The organism is Sorangium sp. So ce204 (genome assembly GCF_051526795.1).
In the GTDB taxonomy this organism is placed as follows: domain Bacteria; phylum Myxococcota_A; class Polyangia; order Polyangiales; family Polyangiaceae; genus Sorangium; species Sorangium cellulosum_B.
Genome location: NZ_CP150317.1, coordinates 8,375,260 through 8,391,973, shown reverse-complemented (window position 1 = coordinate 8,391,973; position 16,714 = coordinate 8,375,260). Strand labels below are relative to the sequence as shown.

Sequence of the window (16,714 nt, the reverse complement as noted above, 5' to 3'; positions counted from 1 at the left end):
AAAAATGCGGCGTGCGCCGCGTCATGCGCTTCGTGGACTTGACGTCGCTCCGGCGACCTCGACGCTTTGCGTGTTCGCATGGGAGCGCGGCTCGACATCGTTTTGCGCCCTTTGCGCCCTTTGCGCCCTTTGCGCCCTTTGCGCCCATCGAGGGTCGGAGTCGCCAGAGAGACGATCGAACCGTATCTCGCTGATCTTCATCGATGCTTCGAGTCGCCCGGGGACGGATGAGGCCGTTGATTGTGGAGATGAATGCGTTCCTGTAAAGCGTGGAATCGGGTGATCGAGTGCGCACGCTCCTCCCCGGTTCCCGCGTTCTGGTCTAGAGTGCCGTCGTGCCCCGGAGGCTCCACTGTCGGCTCGGGACGGCGGCAAAGTCCCCTCTCCCCTGCGCGTTCGTTTGCGCCGGACGCGCACCCGCGAGCGCGCCATGAGCCAGCCGCGCCCGCGGGTCACGCTCCACTTCGCCCAGACGCTCGACGGCCGGATCGCGGCCCGGGACCAGCGCGTCATGCTCAGCACACCCGCCGGGATGGTGTGCGCCCACCGGGCGCGCGCGGAGCACGACGCGGTGCTCGTGGGGATCCGCACCGTCGTGATCGACGATCCGCGGCTGACCCTGCGCGGGTGCGAGGGGCGCCAGCCGTTGCGCGTGGTGCTGGCGAGCGCCCTCGGCGTGCCGGAAGGGGCGCGCCTGCTGCAGCCGCCCGGCAGCGGAGAGCCGGCCGGCGGGCGCGTTGTCGTCTTCGGCGCGGCGGGGCGCGCGTCGCGCGCGGCGCAGGCGTGGATCGAGGAGCGCGGCGCCGAGGTGATCGTCGTGCCCGCGGACGACAGCGGCCTCGTCTCGCTGCCGCACGCGCTGGCCGAGCTCCACGCGCGCGGCGTGCGGCGGCTGCTCGTCGAGGGGGGCGGCGCCGTGCTCACCTCGTTCCTGCGCGCGCGCCTCGCCGACCGCGCGGAGGTCGAGATCGCGCCGCGCTTCCTCGGCGACACGGCGATCCCCGCGGTCGGCGCGCTGGGCGAGGCGCCGCTCGCGTCGGCGATCGACCTGCGCGAGCCGGCGGTCGAGCTCCTCGGGGGCAACGTGCTCTTGCGAGGGGAGGTGCGTTATCCCGACTGACGCGCCCGCGCCGCCCGGGGCCATCGCGCCGAGCGACGCCGCCCCGCCCCTCGCCAGGGAGCTCTGGTTCGTCCGGCCAGGGCTCGTCGAGGTGCGTCCGGGCGCCCCGCCGCGCGCGCCCGGGCCCGGCGAGATCGTGGCGCGCGCGCTCGCGTCGGGCGTGAGCCAGGGGACGGAGCTGCTGCTCTTCCGCGGCGAGGGGCCGACGCCGTTCGACCCGTCGCTCGACGCGCCCGGCGCGCCCGACGCGCCCGACGCTGAATGCGCGCCGACGTACCCGCGCCGCTACGGCTACGCGTGGGTCGGCGAGGTCGTCGCCCGCGGCGAGGGCGCGGCGCTCGGGCCGGGCGACCGCGTCTTCGCGCTCGCGCCCCACGGCGATCTCCACCTGCTCGGGCCGGGCGCGGCGCGCGGCCTGCCACGCGCGATCCCGGCCGAGCGCGCGGTGCTGGCCGCGAACCTCGAGACGGCGATCACGTGCGTGTGGGACGCGGGGGTGGGGCTCGGAGACGCCGTGGTGGTGCTCGGCGGCGGGGTCGTCGGGCTGCTCATCGTGGCGCTCGCGCGGCGCGCCGGGGCGGTGGTCCGGCTCGTCGAGCCGAGCGAGCGGCGGCGCCAGGTCGGCCTCGCGCTCGGCGCCGCCGCGGCGCTCCGGCCCGAGGAAGACCGGCCGCGCGGCGACGCGGACGCCGTGATCGCCGCGACCGGCCATCCGGAGGAGCTCGACCGCGCGATCGCGCACGCGGCGCGCGAGGCGACGGTGACGGTCGCGTCGTTCTACGGGGCGCGGACGAGCCCGGTCGCGCTCGGCGCGGAGTTCCACCGCCGGCGCCTGCGCCTGCGGGCGAGCCAGGTCTCGACGATCCCGCCGGAGCGCGCCCCCCGCTGGGACCACGCGCGGCGCTTCGCGCTCGTCCGCGCCCTCCTCGACGACCCGGCGCTCGACGCGCTGCTGGACCCGTCCGTCCCGCTCGACGCGGCGCCGTCCGTGTACGCAGCGCTCGCGGCCGAGCCCGGGGCGCGGCTGCAGACGGTCTTCCGGTACGGCGCACGATCGGCTACGCGAGAGGCAACCTAAAAGACAGAGGCCCGCCACCGCCATGTTCCTCCTCGGCGTCAGCGATCACGTGATGATCGCGCACAGCTTCTCCGATCCGTTCTTCGGCCCGGCGACCCGGATGCACGGCGCGACGTACTCCGTCGAGATCGAGATCCGCGCGAAGGCGCTCGGCCCGCACCACGTGGTCATGGACATCGGCGCGCTGCACGCGTCGCTGCGCCGGGTGCTCGACACGATCGACTACACGAACCTCGACGAGCACCCCGCCTTCCCCGGGCGCACCTCCACGACCGAGCGCGTGGCCGAGCACGTGGCCGGGCTCCTCGCCGAGGAGATCGCGAGGCTGCCCGCGGGAGAGGCGCCGCTCCCGGGATCGACGCTGAGGGTGCTCGTCCGGGAGTCGCCGTCGGCGTATGCGGGCTTCGAGCGCGACCTGTAGCGCCGGCCGCGGCCGCGAGGGCGGCCACCAGGCCGGGCCGCTCCCCTGACCCATGCGCATCGCCTGGATCGTCTACGGCGCCCTCGACCAGACAACGGGCGGCTACATCTACGATCGGCTCGTCGTCGAGCGGCTGCGCGCCCGGGGCGACGCCGTGGAGGTCGTGTCCCTCGATCCGGCGCCGCGGTCGCGGGCGCTCGCCGGCCTCGCCCTCGCGCGGCGCCTCGCCCGGATCGACCCCGCCGTGGTGGTCGGCGACGAGCTCTGCTTCCCCGAGCTCCTGCCGGCGTTCGCGGCGCTGCCGCGGCGGATCGCGCGCGCTCTCCTCGTGCACCACCTGAGCGCGTGGGAGCTCCCGCCCGGCCCGCGGCGCGCGGCGCTCTCGCTCGCCGAGGCGGCGGTGATCCGCCTGTGCGACGCGCACCTCGCGACGAGCGCGACGACCGCGGCGCGGCTCCGGCGCGAGATCGGGCTCGCCCGGGTCGACGTGGCGACGCCGGGCGCGGACCGGCTCCCCTTGCTCCCCCGCGCCCGGCGGGACGGCGGCCCGCTGCGGCTCCTGTTCGTGGGGAGCTTCATCCCGCGCAAGCGGCTGCTGGAGCTCCTCGCGGCGTTCGAGCGGGTCGGGAGCGCGCATGCCACGCTCGTGCTCATCGGGGACGCGGCGCGCGACCCGGCCTACGCCGGGCGGGTGCGCCGCGCGATCGCCGGCTCCGCGTTCCTGCGGGCGCGCGTCTCGGCGCCCGGCGTGCTCGGGGACGAGGCGCTCGCGGCCGAGCTCGCGGCGGCGGACGCGCTCGTCCTGCCCTCGTCGCTGGAGGGCTACGGCATGGTGCTCACGGAGGCGGTCCGGGCCGGCGTTCCGGTGCTCGCCGCCCGCGCCGGCGCGATCGCGGAGGCGGTCCAGGACGGCGCCGAAGCGCTGCTCTGGGACGACGTCGAGGGCCCCGCGCCGGCGCTCGCCCGCTTCCTCGAGGACGGCGCTCTCCGGGCGAGCATGAGCCGCGCGGCGGCCGTCCGGGCCGCGACGCTGCCCACCTGGGACGGCGCCGCGGCCGCGGTGCGCGCGGCGCTCGCGCGCGTGGCGCGCGGATGACCGGCTCGGCGAAGAGCGGGCGGGATCCTGCCGCCCCGGGGCGTCGGGCCGTCACGCCCCCGCGAGCAGCGACGCCGCCTCGTCCTTCAGCCGTCGCGTGAGCGCCGCGTCGTCGCGGACCCCGCGCGCCACCTCCGCCGCGTCCCGCGCCTCGCCCAGGCGGACCCGCACCTCGACGTCGCCGAAGCCCGGCAGCGCCGCCTGCAGGAGCGGCGCCAGCGTGGTGATCCCGCGGCGCTCGGCCCACCGCGTGATGGCCAGCCGCTTCGCCCGCGGCGAGTGCACCCCCGAGACGATCGCCACGGCGGCGCGCCCTCCCGCCGCCGCGGCCGCGCGCAGCAGCACCCCGGCGCTCGGATGCCACGCCGCGAGCAGCGCGTCGCCCTCGCCCGCGAACGCCGGATCCGCCTCGATGCGCCCCGCGGGGAAGTGCAGCAGCGCGCCCCCGCGGCGCAGGTGCCGCAGCGCGCGGCGCACGCCGGCCGACCGCGCCGCGAGCGCGAGCGCGCCGCCCTCGTCGATCGGCACGAAGAGCAGCCGCCGGCTCACGTGGGGCAGCGCCCGCAGGAACCGCCGATCGGCCGCGACGATCATGAGGTCTTCCCGGCCGAGCGCCGCCATGAGCGCGAGCGCGTCGTAGGCGCCGGGGTGGTTCGACACGACGAGCAGCGCCCCGCGCGACGGCGGCGCCGCGCCGGCCGTCCAGCGGGCCCCCAAGCCGGCGAGCGCCTCCCGCGCCGCGACCTGGAGCCCCGCCTCGCCCGTGCGCCGATCGAAGCGCGCGAGCGCGCGCCCGAGCGGCCACGAAGGGACGGCGAAGGCCGCGCGCCCGGCCCGGCGCACCCACGCCGGCGCCCCGCCGAGGCCGAGCGCCGCCACCATCTCCGCGCCGGACAGGTTCGCGAGCTCTCGCTCCAGCGGCTCCGTCATGTCCGCGTCTTACTCCGTGTCGACGCCGCCTCGCCAGCGCCGGCGCGCCGCCCGCCCGACATCGTCCAGCGCGATGGAGCGCGTCCTCTGTCGCCTGTCGGGTTTGCGTCGGGGCGCGCCGCCTCTGTATGAAGGGGGCATGAACGCCACGCTCCCTGCCCTGGAGGACGCGATCGGCCGCGGCGACGCGGCCGCGCGCCCCCGGCGGACGCTCGCGGATCTCCCGGGGCCGCCGGGCTTGCCTGTGCTCGGCAATCTGCTCGCGCTCCACCCCGACCGCTGGCACCTCGAGTTCGAGCGGTGGTGGCGCGCCCATGGAGACCTCTTCGTCGTGCGGATGGGCCGGCAGCCGGTCCTCGTCGTTGTGGACGGCGAGCTCGTGCGCGACGTGCTCCAGCGCCGCCCCGCGGTGTTCCGGCGGGTGCGCGCCATCGAGGCCGTGTCGCGCGAGGCGGACATGGTCGGCCTGTTCTCGGCGGACGGCGACGCGTGGCGGAAGCAGCGGCAGCTCATCCACCCGACGTTCCACCCGAGGCACGTCGAGGGCTTCTTCCCGAGCATCCGCGACATCACGGGCCGGCTGCGCGAGCTCTGGGCGCGGGCGGCCGACGAGCGCGCCGCCCGCGACGTGCTCGGCGATCTCATGCGCTACTCGGTCGACGTCACCTCGTCGGTCGCCTTCGGCCGCGATCTCAACACGCTCGAGCGCGGGGCGGACGCGCTCCAGGAGCACCTCCAGCGCGTGTTCCTCGGGCTGAACCGGCGGATGCTCGCGCCGCTGCCCTACTGGCGCTACCTGGGCCTGCCCGCCGACCGCGCCTACGACCGCGCCCTTGTCGCGGTGAAGCGGCTCATCCTCGATCTCGTGACCGCCGCGCGGCGCGAGATCGAGGGCGGCGAGGACCGGCCCGCGCGCCCGCGGACGCTGCTGGAGCTCATGATCGCCGCGCGGGACGGCGACGATCCGAGGGCGCGCCTCTCGGACGCCGAGGTCTACGCGAACGTGCTCACGATGCTGCTCGCGGGCGAGGACACCACCGCGAACACCCTCGCGTGGATCCTCTATTACCTGGGCTCGCGCCCCGACGTGCAGGCGCGCGCCCGCGAGGAGGTCGATCGCGTGCTCGGCGGCGGCCTGATCCCGACGCTGGAGCAGTGCAAGCGCCTCGAGTACACGGCCGCCGTCACGCAGGAGACGCTGCGCCTGCGCTCCGCCGCGCCGCTGCTCTTCCTCGAGGCGAACCACGACACCGCGGTGGGCGACGTGGCCGTGCCCGCCGGCGCCGGCGTCGTGGCGCTCACGCGCGCGACAGGGAGGAAACCCGAGTATTTCGGCGATCCGGAGTCGTTCCGCCCCGAGCGCTGGCTCGGGGGTGCGGCGTCGACGCTACCCCACGAGCCGAGGATGGCGCTCGCGTTCGGCGGCGGGCCGCGCGTCTGCCCGGGGCGCGCGATGGCGCTCCTGGAGTGCGCGGTGACGGTCGGCATGGTGCTCCGGAGCTTCACGGTGCACCTCGCGGATCACACCGCGCCGGTGCGGGAGCGGATGGCGTTCGCGATGCAGCCGGAGGGGCTGCGCATCCGGTTCACGAGGCGCGCCAGCGCGTGAGATCACGAGGCGCGCCAGCGCGTGAGATCACGAGGCGCGCCAGCGCGTGAGATCACGAGGCGCGCCAGCGCGTGAGATCACGAGGCGCTCGCGCGGGCGGCCAAGCGCCGGCGCTCCGGCTCACTGCACCTTGGCGAGGGCCGCGTCGTAATCGGGCTCCTGCGCGATCTCCGGGACGAGCTCGACGTGGAGCACCTTGTTCTGCTCGTCGAGCACGAGGACCGAGCGCGCGAGCAGGCCGGCGAGCGGCCCGTCGACGAGCGTGACGCCGTACTTCTGGCCGAAATCTCCCCGGAACGTCGACAGGCCTTCCGCGTTCGAGATGCCCTCGGACGCGCAGAACCGGGTGTGCGCGAACGGCAGGTCCGCCGAGATGTTGAGCACCGTCACGCCCGGGAGCTTCTCGGCGCGCTCGTGGAACGTGCGCACGGATCGCGCGCAGACCGGGGTGTCGACGCTCGGAAAGATGTTGAGGATCTTCTTGCCGGAGTACGACGAGAGCTTGCGCTCGGAGAGATCGGTCTTCACGAGCGTGAAATCGGGGGCGGTCGCGCCGACCGACGGCAGCTCGCCTGTGGTGTGGATGGGGCTTCCCTTGAACTTGGTCTCAGCCATGGTCACATCCTCCTCTGTGCTCTGTGCAGCTGTGCGGCAGCGCCTCTCGTAGGCGCGCCGAGGGCGGACGCCAAGCAGAACCAGCCAGACCGCCTCGGCCGGAGCTCCGCTCGTGTGGCGTGCGGGCGCTGCGCTGGCCGGGCGGTCTTGCCCGGGCGGGCGGCGCGCGAGCGTCGAGCGCCCGCGCGCGGTGGGACGCGCGATCAGCGGACGGGCGAGCGATGGACCAGCGGAAACGGCTCGACCTCGCCGTCATCGGGGTTCGTCGAGTCCCTGCTGTACCCGATCTCCTGTTCGTCCGTCGTGATGACGAAGGGGCCCCCGATCTCCTCTGGCTCCACCCTGTCTTCGTAGTCTTCGGTGGTGTCGCCCCTGCCCGATGTCGCCGAGGCGACGTACTGCTCGGCGATCTGCTCGGCGAGCTCGTCGAGCACCTCGGGGGGGCCGTCGCCCGGGTCGGGGATGAACGCATCTCGGCTCTCCGCGCGACCGGCGCTCCTGCGCGCCGCCTCCATGAAATCATGGCTGTGGTTCCTGCCCGTGGCCCGCAGGGAGCTGTCTCGCTTGGTCTGCATGGATGATCTCCTCGCTCGGCGGCGCGCTCTCACGCGCTCTCGGCGTCGCCGCCCTTCCGCTGTTCTGATGGCGAGGGATGCACCGCGTGTACCATGAAGCTGGATGGCCGATCCGCGCGCGCCATGGCGAGCGGATGGGACCGCCGCTCGCTCCCTGCGAGGTGCGCGCTGCGTTTGCGTGGGATGCGTGGTGCGTCGTGCCACAGCGGTCGCGAGGGGCCGGTGGCACGATGCCCCGGCCTCGCGCCGCCCTTACCAGTCGAGCTCTTCGCGGATGGCCTCCGCGAGCTGCTGGGCCATGAGCGCGTTCGTCTTGACGCTCGGGTGGTAGTCGCAGCCGAGCCCGTTCGCCGCGCCGTCCTGCGCAGGGAACTCGAGGACGCGCACCTTGTCGTCGCCGCTGTCGTTCCGGGCCTTCACCACCTGGCCGATGTAGGAGCGCGCCCTGGTGAGCGCCTGGGCGCCTTCCGGGTACGAGTCGCTCAGCATGGGCCCGATGGTGCAGAAGATGAACGCGTTCGGGTAGTTCGTTCTGACCGTCTCGACGAGGCCCGCGTAGGCATTGGTGAACGGCGTGCGGAACTGGGCGTCGCCCGGGACGTTGATGCTGAAGTCGTTCGTGCCCAGGTTGATGACCACGACCTGCGGCACCCAGGACGAGAAGTCCCATGCGGGCTGCTCCTCGTCGGCGATCGTCCGGCCGTAGATCTCGGGCATCGTGGGCGCGACTTCACCGTCGTAGTTCCGGTACACGCCTCTGCCGGACCAGGCGACGATCGTTGTGTCGGCCCCGACCAGCCGGCCTGTCAGGGCGCTGTAGGCGAGGTAGTTGTTCTCCGTATCGCTCGTGAACGGGCAAGTCTCGTTGGCGCCATCGACGCCGTAGCCGGCGGAGATCGAGTCGCCGATCACCTCGATCCGGCGCGCGGGCGCCGCCGGGACCGGCAGGAGCGCCTCGCCCTGCTCCGGGACGAACTCGAGGAACTGCGACACGCCGACCAGCGGCTCGGTGCGGCGGTGGAGCACGAGGTCGTGCTCGCCGTCGGGCAGCCCTTCCGCGACCGTGTAGAGATCCTCCTCGCTGTTGACCTTGAGGACGCCCTTCGCCTCGCCGTCGATCACCACCTGGAAGAAGTTGGATTCCGCCGCGGTCGACTCGTCGTTGAAGCGGACGCCGATCGACGTCCCCGAGAACCGCGTGACGATCGCGCTGCCGGCCCAGGAGAAGCGGGGGCCCTCGGCGTTCGTCGTATCGAAGCGCCCGATGAAGCGGATGGTGTCGCCGGAGGGGTCTGAGCCGCCGGCGCCGCTCGTGCTCGACGAGGTGGTGCCAGGATCCGCGCCGCCGCCGCCTTCGCCCGTGCCGCCGCCTTCGCCCGTGCCGCCGCCGTCGCCGCCCGTGCCGGAGGCGCTGCTCGAGGTGGGTGAGCCGCCGCCCGAGCCCGTCGTTCCAGTTGTTGCATTCGAGTCGTCGTCACCGCAGCCGGCCAGCGCCGACCAGGCGATGCAGCAGATGGAAGCGAGCCTCGGGAGATTCGAGTAAGCTTGTCGTTTCATGCGCGCGAGGATGCTCTAGGTCCGTGGCGCGGACAACTCCAATCTCCTCCTGCGCGCAGGGGCAGACACCGCAGCGCGGCCGTCGAGGTGCGGAGATCGGTTGATCTCAGTTCCAGGTCCGGTCCTGGCTCTGGTACCTGGAGCGGCCGCTGTCCTCGGCGGGGGAGCGCTCGTGGCCCTGGCCTTGCGAGGCGCGCACGTCGTCGCGCTCGTGGACGCGGGTCGAGTACCCCTGCGGGATCTCGTCGCCCATGAAGCGGCCGAACCCGGGCCGGCGCTCCGGGCGATTGTAGATGTCGCCGTATCCGCTGCGTTCCTCGCCGCGGCCGCGGCCCTCGCGCTCCTCGCCGCGGCCCTGGTAGCCGCGACCGTTGTCGCCTCGGCCGTCATGGTGGCCAGGGGCGTTTCTCTCGTCGCCGCCTCGATATCGATCCTGGTCCTCGCCGCGCCCGTAGCCATGGCTGCGATACCGATCCTCGCGGCCCTGGTAGTCGTCTCGCGCATAGCCGCGGCCCTGGTAGTCGTCTCGCGCATAGCCGCGGCCCCGGTCGTCGTATCGCCCGTGGTCGTCGCCCTGGTAGCGCCGGCTCGTGCTCTCTTCGTCGCGGCCGCGGTCGTGGCGACCGTAGCCGCGGCCCTGGTCCTCGTCCGGTCCGGAGAAGCCGCGGCCCGCGTCGCGGCCGTAGTAGCCGCGGTTCTCGTCGCGGCCGTAGTAGCCGCGGTTCTCGTCGCGGCCGTAGTAGCCGCGGTTCTCGTCGCGGCCGTAGTAGCCGCGGTTCTCGTCGCGGCCGTAGTAGCCGCGGTTCTCGTCGCGCCCTCGCTGCACCGAGCCGAACCCTCTTCGCTCGTCCTCGCCGCCCCGCCCGCTGAAGTGATCGTCACGCCCGCCGATCCGCTCCCATGAGGCGCTGTCCTGTCCGTAGGCGCGGCGCTCCTCGGGCTCGCGGTAGCCGCGCGCGCCGGCGCCGCCCTGCTCCTGCCAGCGCCTCTCGGAGCCGCCGCGGTCGTCCCATGTGTGCTGGCTGCCCGCCCTCCACGGGTCTCTGCCGTCTCCCCGCCCTTGCTGACCGTACGGCCGCGGCAGCTGGCCCAGCTCTCCCTGCCGGCTGCCGCCGCTCTGGTTCGCGTAGTTGCCGCGGCTGTACGACCCTCGCTCGAACGCGTCGCGGTCCCCCTCGTGACCGCGGAATCCGCGCTGATCGTCCTCCCGCGGCACGCGCCACCGCTCGTCCCGGGGACGCCAGTCGTCGCGCGGCCCCTCGTCACGGAAATCCCGGCCCTCGTAGCGATCTCGTGCCATCTCGCTCTCCCTCTGGGTGCTGGTGAACAACTCTCGAGCCTCACGGAGGCGGTCCCCTCCGTGAGCAGCGGGCCCACCCGTTTCCACCCGTTTCCACCCGTTTCCACCGGTTCAGCAACCGACGTGCCCCAGTTGAAACCTGGTCGCGAGGAGAGGAGCGCCGGCGCCCCGACAGACGGCCTCGCGGCCGCATCGCGCCGCCGCGCGACAATGCGCCACACGCTGGGGCAAGCTGTCACGCAGGCGCGGCTCGTGTCACCGAGGACGAGCTCGCCGGGCCGGCTCAGCGGTCCAGCTCGGATCCGGGGCAGGGGAGCAGGGAAGCGGGAAGCAGGGAAGATGGGCGCCGCGGGCAGCGGCGCTCACCCGGCGCTCAGTAGCGCGTCTCGCAGGGGTGCTGATCGGCGAACGCCTTCACGGCGGTCTTGTGGGACGACCACGGGAAGTTCCGATCGGTGATCGACCACGAGAGCGCGCCCGCATACCCCATGTTGTAGAGGTCGCCCACGAACTTGTCGTAGCGCACGTCCATCTCGTCCATGTTGATGGGGAACTCGCCCATGACCACCGGCTTGTCCGTGAGGCCGTACTCGGAGAGGGGCTTGGTGTACGGGAAGTAGTCGTTGACCCAGCCGTACATGTGGACCTGGTAGAAGTCGACGTCCGAGCGCGTCCACGCCTGGCCCCACTTGATGGCGGCGCTGCCGACGCTCACGGGCGCGCCGGTCTCTCCCCTCAGCACGGCGGCCGACTCCTTGGCGAGCGCCTCCATCTGCTGGTGTGTGACGAGATCGAACTTGCTGGAGTCCCCCTCGAACGCCGGGTCGTCGCCGTAGAGGCTCGGCCCGGTCATCGCCCACTCGGGCTCGTTGATGACGTCCCAGGCCAGCATCCGGTCGCGGTGCGGGCTCGACGCCACGGTCCGAGCGATGGGCCGGACGACGTTCTCGATGAGCTTGGCGCGCCGGCCCGCGTCCGCGACGAGGGGCCCCATGCTCGCGACCGACAGGCCGTTCGGCGGGTTGTGCGATGTCTTGTAGAAGCCATCGAAGGAGAACAGCGTGAACATCACGTTGACCTGCGCCTGGTCCGCGAGCTCGAGCGCCGCCAGGATGTCCTGCGTCGAGGTGCCGCCGAGCCCGGTCGGGTTGCCCTGTCCGTCGAAGTTGATCTGGTCCCCGTAGAAGCGGGGGTAGATCCACCAGCGGACCACGTCCACGCCGTTGGCGCGCATGTCCTGCAGATCGGCGAGCACCTGGCTCTTCTTGCCCGAGATGCCCGCCTGGCTCCACTTGGACTGACCGCCGAAATCGGCGCCGAAGTCGCGCCAGGCGTAGTTCACGCCGTACATGAAGCGAAGGCGGCAGGCGATCTCGACCCCTGCCTCGAACGGACATTCGTCCTCGCCGGCGCCGGCGCATTCGCTGGGCTCTCCCCCGCTGCTGGTGCTGCTGCCGGCCACGGGATCGCCGCTGCCCGTGCTCGCGGGTCCGCCGGTGGGCTCGCCTGCGCCCGCGCCGGAGCCCGTGGATGTGCCGGCGCCCGCGCCCGCGCCCGTGGATGTGCCGGCGCCCGCGCCGGAGCTCGCGGGTGTGCCGGCGCCCGAGGAGTTGCTCCCGCTGGGGCCGCTGTCCCCCGCTTCGCCGCCGGCGCCGCCCTCGCCGCCGCCGCCCGATCCGTCGCCACAGCCGAATCCAGCCACGGAGAGCTGGAGAACCCCGACAAGAAGAAGCCAGTTGCGCATGCCCGATTATCACCAGAAACGCGCGCCGGACCAGCCCGAACTCTTAATCGGTTCAGTGACTCACTGCGTAACGTTCTGCTCTTGCTACAAGATCGTGGTCGCAGCGGCCCTGACGAAGATCACGTGAGCTTCGCAGGGCACCCGCGGTATCGCCGCTTACCTGGACGGCCCGCGCGGCCTCGGGTGGATCCCCATGTACGCGGCCGCACTCTTCGCCGAGGGATCGTCCGGGTAGCGCTCGATGAGGTCTTCCGCGAGGCTGCGGGCCTTACCGATCCGGTCCAGGCGCACGAGCGCCCGCACGCGGAGCAGGCCGCGCTCGGCGGCGCGGGGGCTGTCGCCGAGGTCGCGCGGCGCCTCGTCGTCGAGCCGGAGCACCTCCTCGGGGTTGGTCGTCAAGGCGGCGCGCATGCGGTCGATGAGGCTGGCCTCGGGGTCGGTGTCCGGCGCCGGCTCCGACCCCTGTGCTGCGGCGCTCACGGTGGCAGCGGCCGGCGGGGGAGCGGGGGGGACGACGGGCGCCTCGTCGCGGCGCTGCGGCTCGCGGGCCACGCGGGGCTCGGCGCTCGGCGGGCGTGCGTTCGGCGCGGGGCGCTCGTCGCGACCCACGAAGAGAAAGGCCGCCGCGGCGAGCGCGGCGATGGGAAGGCCGATGAGCAGCGCGCGGCGAGCGCCGGACGGTCGGGGGGCGTCCACGGCGGCGAACGTAGCGCGGAGGAGCGGCCGGCGGTAGCAGGCGGAGCGAGCGGAGAGCGAAGGAAGGGGAGAGCCGTCGAGGTGCGATGGCCGCCGCCGTCCGCGCGACCTCGGGCCGGCCCACGTCGAGGGGTTCCTCACGCGACCGGCGACCGACCAGCACGTCAGCGCCTCGACGCAGAGCCAGGCCCTCGCCGCCATCAACTTCCTCTGCACCCACGTCCTCGCGCTCTCTCCTCGCGCAGCACATCGATTTCACCCGAGCGAAGCGCCCCGCGCGCCTCGCCGCGGCGCTGCCGGCGGCGTTGGACGGGTCTACCCTGTTGCGCTGGACAGCCTTTGGGCCTTGCAGCGCAGCGCCGATACGTGAGATTTCTCGTGAGGGGCGCACAAAAGCGACGAGCTAGACAGACCTGGGCTGCCGGCATCGGTTGGCCAATCGATGGATAGTTAGCCTGACTTTCCCAATGGACGCTTGGTCAAGGTACGGATCCCCCCTCTACCTGCTCCTTCTGCACGCGAATTTCCTCGACGAGCCGCCGGAGCGGCGGCATGCGTTCGCGCAGCAGTTCTTGGATGCGGCGACGTCTCTCCCCGATCGCGAGCTTGGCTACTGGCTGAACGGCTCGTGGCGTGAGCAGCTGACGGCGGCATGGATCATCGCGGCCCGCCGGCTCGCCGCGTTTCGAGACGTGATCGGCGAGAGGCTGCTCGCCAGCGCGACCTGCTATGCGGGACAGGGCTTCTCTGTCGCGACCGCGCGCTACGAGGATCTACCTGCATCCGATGCGCTGACGCTCTATCTCCAGTCGTACTTGCCGGTTGGCGATCGCGAGTACGATCAAGAGTGGGCTGTGGGATCGTTGGTGTGGCTCGACGCTCGCCTGGCCGCGAATCGCGCGGCGCCCTTTCTGAAGGCTCCTGAGCTCTGGAAGGTATCCGAGCACGGCCGGGAGTTGGGGGCCTTGGATCCAGGACGCGGCGTGGCGCGGGTAGCGCGGGCCATGGCCTTCCTGGACGACCTCGGCGCCAACGAGGTCAGCTGATGCGCGCGCGCGTGGTCCGCTGGCCGCGCGCGCGCGGCCAGCCGGGGCCCGCCATCGCATCCGCCGTCAGTACACGGCCGTGAGCATGGGCAGCGCCTCGTACCGCAGCCCGATGTTTGACTTGATGGCAGGATCCTCGTTCTGGAATGTACGGAGCTCGGCCTCGTCGCGGACGGCAACGATGCCGACGCCCCATCCGCCCGCCGGGTCGGCGACCGGTCCGAAGGCGATCACGTGGCCCTCGGCGAGCTTGCCGCGCCAGTACTTGCCGTGCGCCTGCATGACCGCGCGCTCATCGGCCGTCATGTCCTGCATGAAGGTCGCGCGCGACGGGAGCAGCCGACAGAGGAAGAAGCGCGGCTCCGGCTGCGGCGCGACGTGGTTCGTGAGCCAACCGAGGACACGCTCCCAACCTGCCGCGTGGCTCTCGCACGATGCCACACGAGCGCCAAACCCAGCGTGTCGGACCGTGAGGCGCGTACCCGTCTCGATGGCGTCGAGGAGATAGGAGACCGTCGTCGGGGGCGCGTCCGCATCCCACGACGGTTCCCATGTCTGGACGAGCCTTCGAGGCGGATCGAACTCGACAACTCTGCCGCCGACATGGAACGGCTTCCCGTCCGCCCCCACGCCGTCGGTTCGCCACGCCCCTCCGGCGCGAAGGTCGATCGTGAAGGCGGTCGTGCGATACATCTCCGCAGAACCCCACCACTTCGTCAGCTCGTCGGTCGTAAGCGCACGGAAAACGCGCTCCGGCGACGCGGCGATCTCGATGCGAGCGAGGATCGTCCCTTGAGCGACATCGGCGATCGAACGGGCTCGGATGCTATTGGCTGTCATGTATCCTCCAGGTAACGCTTCAGCGACTCGAGATTGCGACCCCAGAACGCGCGGTAGCCCTCGAGCCATGCCATCGCCTTCTGCAGCGGCGCGGGTCGCAGCGTGTAGAGCCGCTCGCGCCCGACCTTCTCCTCGGTCACCAGCCGCGATGCCTTGAGCACGCGGAGGTGCTTCGAGATCGCGGGGCGGCTCTGAGAAAAGTCGGCCGCGATTTCGTTCACCGGGGCAGGACCCGCGCGCAAACGATCGAGGATCGCGCGACGGGTCGGATCGGCGATGACAAAAAACACATCGATGTCGGCTTTCGCGGGCGCCATATAGGTAACCGTTGGGTTACCAGTATCGCGGTGGCCTGAGCTTGTCAAGCGCCTCGAAGAGTCTCCGCACGCCGGTCGTGGCCTGCGTGACATCGGCAGAGCTGACCCCCTGCTTCGGCAACAGCTCGTCTCGGACGACAAGCGGGTTGAAACCGTCAGAAGAGAGCAGAATTCGAACCGCCAAGGCGCCAAGGACGCCAAGAAAACACAAAAATCTTGGCGTCTTATGGCGCCTTGGCGGTTCACTTCTCGCTCGATCGATGTGATCGGTCTTCTAGCGGGCTGTCTGGTGCCAATTGCCCAACAGGCGGCTTGTGCCGGGCACGCCTCGCGCCGCGGCGGACCGCAACAGTCGGCAGCTCAGAAGTCGTCGCGGAGGCGCACGGTGTCGAGCTCGCGCCGGAGCATTCGCTGAAAGATGCCTGGCGCCACCCACGAATAGACGCAGATCCCGAGCCAGGCATACCCGATGAGCTGGGCGCCCGCCGGGCGGTCGAGGTCCTCGAGGGCGAGGCGGAGGACGCGCTGCGCGACGTACGCGGCGAGGAGGACGAGCATCGCGCTCGGACCGAGCCCCGCCAGCACCGAGCTCACCCGGAACCAGAGGCCGAGGAGCAAGCTCTCGCGCGCCTTGATGGCGGCGAGGAGCCTCAGCGCGTCCGGATCGCCCACGTCGGCGCGGATCGCCCAGACCGCGTGCTCGCGCGCGCCGCTCACGTCCCCGCGCCGGAGGAGCACGTGCCCCATGAGGACGAGCGCGTCGGCGTGCTCGGGCTCGGCCTCCAGCGCGGCGCGCGCCCAGCGCTCGGCCTCGTCGAGGCGGCCGCGCGCGAGGTGCGCATCGCCGAGGGCGACGAGCGTCTCGACGTCGTCCGGGTCGAGCGCGAGCGCCTGGGTCAGGAGCTCGGCGGCGCGATCGTCGCGATCTTGGTACCGCTCGACGGCGGCGAGGCCGCGCAGGGGCGCGGGCTCCGACGGATCGAGGCCGCGGGCCGCCTCGAAATGCTCCCGCGCCTCGCTGGGCCTCCGGTGCGCGAGCAGGACGCGGCCGAGGACCAGGTGCGCGAGCGGCGACTCGGGGGCGAGCCCGCGCGCCGTCTGCGCCTCGATGAGCGCCGCCCCGAGCCGCTTCAGCCGCAAGAGGGCCACGGCGAGCAGCGCGTGCGCGCGCGGCGCGTCCGGATCGAGCGTGAGCGCCCGGCGGAACCAGTCGATCGCGGCCGACAGCTGCCCGCGATTGAGCGCGCTCACCCCGAGGTCGGTCGCGCGGTCGGCGTCGTCTTGTCCCGCCATCACATCACCACGATCCCGAGCCAGTTCGACGCCTCGAACGCGGCGCGCACGACGTGATCCCGGGCGATGGCGGCCGCGATGGCGACCGCGGCGCCCTGGCGGACGCGCCCGCCGAAATACTCGTAGATCCCGAAGCTCCGGTGCTGCGACGTGTAGAGCCAGTACGCGGCGCCGAGCTTCGCCGCCGTGATGATCACGAACGCATAGGCGAGGGAGCGATCGGGTAGGTGGAGCGCCGAGATGGCGAAGGCGCTCAGCTGGGCGAGCACGACCGCCGCCACCGGCGTGAGCGCGGCGATGAGCGCTTCGCGCCGGAAGCCCGCGCTGCCCATGGCCTTGCCGTTGAAGATGAACCACGGCAGCCCGGCCCAGCTCCCCGCGAGCATCGTCGTGAGCAGCGGCCAGAACGGGTTCACCGTGTACTCGGCGAGGCGGCCCGGGCGGGGCTCGTCGGCGATGGTGTAGGCGGCGCCCACG

General features: G+C 72.7%; 17 protein-coding genes and 1 pseudogene. 7 read left to right on the top strand and 11 right to left on the bottom strand.

Translation table 11 applies throughout. The features are described 5' to 3' along the window. Window positions 1-430: 430 nt before the first annotated feature. The 4 genes from WMF22_RS31175 (at window position 431) to WMF22_RS31160 (ending at window position 3,715) form a co-directional block, all read left to right on the top strand. Window positions 431-1,120, top strand: a complete 690-nt coding sequence (locus tag WMF22_RS31175) for a RibD family protein (protein WP_437293637.1) — start codon at window positions 431-433, stop codon at window positions 1,118-1,120. A gap of 91 nt (window positions 1,121-1,211) precedes the next feature. Beyond that, the gene (locus WMF22_RS31170) at window positions 1,212-2,198 is read left to right on the top strand and encodes a zinc-dependent alcohol dehydrogenase (protein ID WP_437293636.1); all 987 of its coding nucleotides are present in this window, start codon (window positions 1,212-1,214) and stop codon (window positions 2,196-2,198) included. 22 nt (window positions 2,199-2,220) lie between these two features. Next, window positions 2,221-2,619 carry a 6-pyruvoyl trahydropterin synthase family protein gene (locus tag WMF22_RS31165; protein ID WP_437293635.1) on the top strand — a complete coding sequence of 133 codons (399 nt, stop codon included), beginning with the start codon at window positions 2,221-2,223 and terminating at the stop codon, window positions 2,617-2,619. Between the two features lie 52 nt (window positions 2,620-2,671). Beyond that, entirely contained in the window at window positions 2,672-3,715 is a 1,044-nt protein-coding gene (locus tag WMF22_RS31160) for a glycosyltransferase family 4 protein (protein WP_438032139.1), read from the top strand. A 51-nt stretch (window positions 3,716-3,766) separates the two neighbouring features. On the opposite strand, the gene WMF22_RS31155 is transcribed toward WMF22_RS31160, so the two are convergent. Then, the gene (locus tag WMF22_RS31155; RefSeq protein ID WP_438032138.1) at window positions 3,767-4,645 is read right to left on the bottom strand and encodes a 1-acyl-sn-glycerol-3-phosphate acyltransferase; all 879 of its coding nucleotides are present in this window, start codon (window positions 4,643-4,645) and stop codon (window positions 3,767-3,769) included. A 139-nt stretch (window positions 4,646-4,784) separates the two neighbouring features. Between WMF22_RS31155 and WMF22_RS31150 the strand changes: the two genes are divergently transcribed. Beyond that, window positions 4,785-6,254, top strand: a complete 1,470-nt coding sequence (locus tag WMF22_RS31150; RefSeq protein WP_438032137.1) for a cytochrome P450 — start codon at window positions 4,785-4,787, stop codon at window positions 6,252-6,254. Between the two features lie 120 nt (window positions 6,255-6,374). On the opposite strand, the gene tpx is transcribed toward WMF22_RS31150, so the two are convergent. From tpx to WMF22_RS31120, 6 genes are all read right to left on the bottom strand, one after another. Beyond that, window positions 6,375-6,869 carry a thiol peroxidase gene (gene tpx, locus WMF22_RS31145; RefSeq protein ID WP_437293631.1) on the bottom strand — a complete coding sequence of 165 codons (495 nt, stop codon included), beginning with the start codon at window positions 6,867-6,869 and terminating at the stop codon, window positions 6,375-6,377. A gap of 203 nt (window positions 6,870-7,072) precedes the next feature. After that, window positions 7,073-7,444 carry a hypothetical protein gene (locus tag WMF22_RS31140; RefSeq protein WP_437293630.1) on the bottom strand — a complete coding sequence of 124 codons (372 nt, stop codon included), beginning with the start codon at window positions 7,442-7,444 and terminating at the stop codon, window positions 7,073-7,075. A gap of 252 nt (window positions 7,445-7,696) precedes the next feature. Continuing rightward, on the bottom strand, window positions 7,697-9,001 hold the full coding sequence (locus WMF22_RS31135; RefSeq protein WP_438032136.1) for an SGNH/GDSL hydrolase family protein: 1,305 nt from the start codon (window positions 8,999-9,001) through the stop codon (window positions 7,697-7,699). A gap of 106 nt (window positions 9,002-9,107) precedes the next feature. Then, on the bottom strand, window positions 9,108-10,301 hold the full coding sequence (locus WMF22_RS31130) for a hypothetical protein (RefSeq protein ID WP_438032135.1): 1,194 nt from the start codon (window positions 10,299-10,301) through the stop codon (window positions 9,108-9,110). Window positions 10,302-10,674: 373 nt separating this feature from the next. After that, window positions 10,675-12,045 (bottom strand): endo-1,4-beta-glucanase, encoded by a 1,371-nt coding sequence (locus WMF22_RS31125; protein WP_438032134.1) that lies wholly within the window; start codon window positions 12,043-12,045, stop codon window positions 10,675-10,677. 156 nt (window positions 12,046-12,201) lie between these two features. Continuing rightward, window positions 12,202-12,741 (bottom strand): tetratricopeptide repeat protein, encoded by a 540-nt coding sequence (locus tag WMF22_RS31120; protein WP_438032133.1) that lies wholly within the window; start codon window positions 12,739-12,741, stop codon window positions 12,202-12,204. A 103-nt stretch (window positions 12,742-12,844) separates the two neighbouring features. Here WMF22_RS31120 and WMF22_RS31115 point away from each other — a divergent pair. Both WMF22_RS31115 and WMF22_RS31110 read left to right on the top strand, forming a co-directional pair. Then, a pseudogene (locus tag WMF22_RS31115) lies at window positions 12,845-13,111 on the top strand (phage integrase N-terminal SAM-like domain-containing protein); the annotation flags it as partial. Between the two features lie 97 nt (window positions 13,112-13,208). Next, entirely contained in the window at window positions 13,209-13,787 is a 579-nt protein-coding gene (locus tag WMF22_RS31110; RefSeq protein ID WP_437293625.1) for a DUF6000 family protein, read from the top strand. A gap of 66 nt (window positions 13,788-13,853) precedes the next feature. Here the strand turns inward: WMF22_RS31110 and WMF22_RS31105 are convergent, their stop codons facing one another. The 4 genes from WMF22_RS31105 to WMF22_RS31090 form a co-directional block, all read right to left on the bottom strand. Beyond that, entirely contained in the window at window positions 13,854-14,627 is a 774-nt protein-coding gene (locus tag WMF22_RS31105; protein WP_438032132.1) for an SRPBCC domain-containing protein, read from the bottom strand. Beyond that, window positions 14,624-14,944 (bottom strand): ArsR/SmtB family transcription factor, encoded by a 321-nt coding sequence (locus WMF22_RS31100; protein ID WP_437275476.1) that lies wholly within the window; start codon window positions 14,942-14,944, stop codon window positions 14,624-14,626. Before WMF22_RS31100 ends, WMF22_RS31105 begins: the two co-directional genes overlap by 4 nt. 360 nt (window positions 14,945-15,304) lie before the next feature. After that, a complete protein-coding gene (locus tag WMF22_RS31095; protein ID WP_437293622.1) occupies window positions 15,305-16,237 on the bottom strand; it encodes a tetratricopeptide repeat protein in 933 nt (310 codons plus the stop codon). Next, complete coding sequence (locus WMF22_RS31090) at window positions 16,237-16,713, bottom strand: hypothetical protein (RefSeq protein ID WP_437293621.1); 477 nt, start codon at window positions 16,711-16,713, stop codon at window positions 16,237-16,239. Before WMF22_RS31090 ends, WMF22_RS31095 begins: the two co-directional genes overlap by 1 nt. Window position 16,714 lies beyond the last annotated feature (1 nt).

Coding starts and splice junctions, on each gene's coding strand:
- WMF22_RS31175 (WP_437293637.1), top strand. CDS start 431: ATGAGCCAGCCGCGCCCGCGGGTCACGCTCCACTTCGCCCAGACGCTC.
- WMF22_RS31165 (WP_437293635.1), top strand. CDS start 2,221: ATGTTCCTCCTCGGCGTCAGCGATCACGTGATGATCGCGCACAGCTTC.
- WMF22_RS31160 (WP_438032139.1), top strand. CDS start 2,672: ATGCGCATCGCCTGGATCGTCTACGGCGCCCTCGACCAGACAACGGGC.
- WMF22_RS31155 (WP_438032138.1), bottom strand. CDS start 4,645: ATGACGGAGCCGCTGGAGCGAGAGCTCGCGAACCTGTCCGGCGCGGAG.
- WMF22_RS31150 (WP_438032137.1), top strand. CDS start 4,785: ATGAACGCCACGCTCCCTGCCCTGGAGGACGCGATCGGCCGCGGCGAC.
- tpx (WP_437293631.1), bottom strand. CDS start 6,869: ATGGCTGAGACCAAGTTCAAGGGAAGCCCCATCCACACCACAGGCGAG.
- WMF22_RS31140 (WP_437293630.1), bottom strand. CDS start 7,444: ATGCAGACCAAGCGAGACAGCTCCCTGCGGGCCACGGGCAGGAACCAC.
- WMF22_RS31135 (WP_438032136.1), bottom strand. CDS start 9,001: ATGAAACGACAAGCTTACTCGAATCTCCCGAGGCTCGCTTCCATCTGC.
- WMF22_RS31130 (WP_438032135.1), bottom strand. CDS start 10,301: ATGGCACGAGATCGCTACGAGGGCCGGGATTTCCGTGACGAGGGGCCG.
- WMF22_RS31125 (WP_438032134.1), bottom strand. CDS start 12,045: ATGCGCAACTGGCTTCTTCTTGTCGGGGTTCTCCAGCTCTCCGTGGCT.
- WMF22_RS31110 (WP_437293625.1), top strand. CDS start 13,209: ATGGACGCTTGGTCAAGGTACGGATCCCCCCTCTACCTGCTCCTTCTG.
- WMF22_RS31105 (WP_438032132.1), bottom strand. CDS start 14,627: ATGACAGCCAATAGCATCCGAGCCCGTTCGATCGCCGATGTCGCTCAA.
- WMF22_RS31100 (WP_437275476.1), bottom strand. CDS start 14,944: ATGGCGCCCGCGAAAGCCGACATCGATGTGTTTTTTGTCATCGCCGAT.
- WMF22_RS31095 (WP_437293622.1), bottom strand. CDS start 16,237: ATGGCGGGACAAGACGACGCCGACCGCGCGACCGACCTCGGGGTGAGC.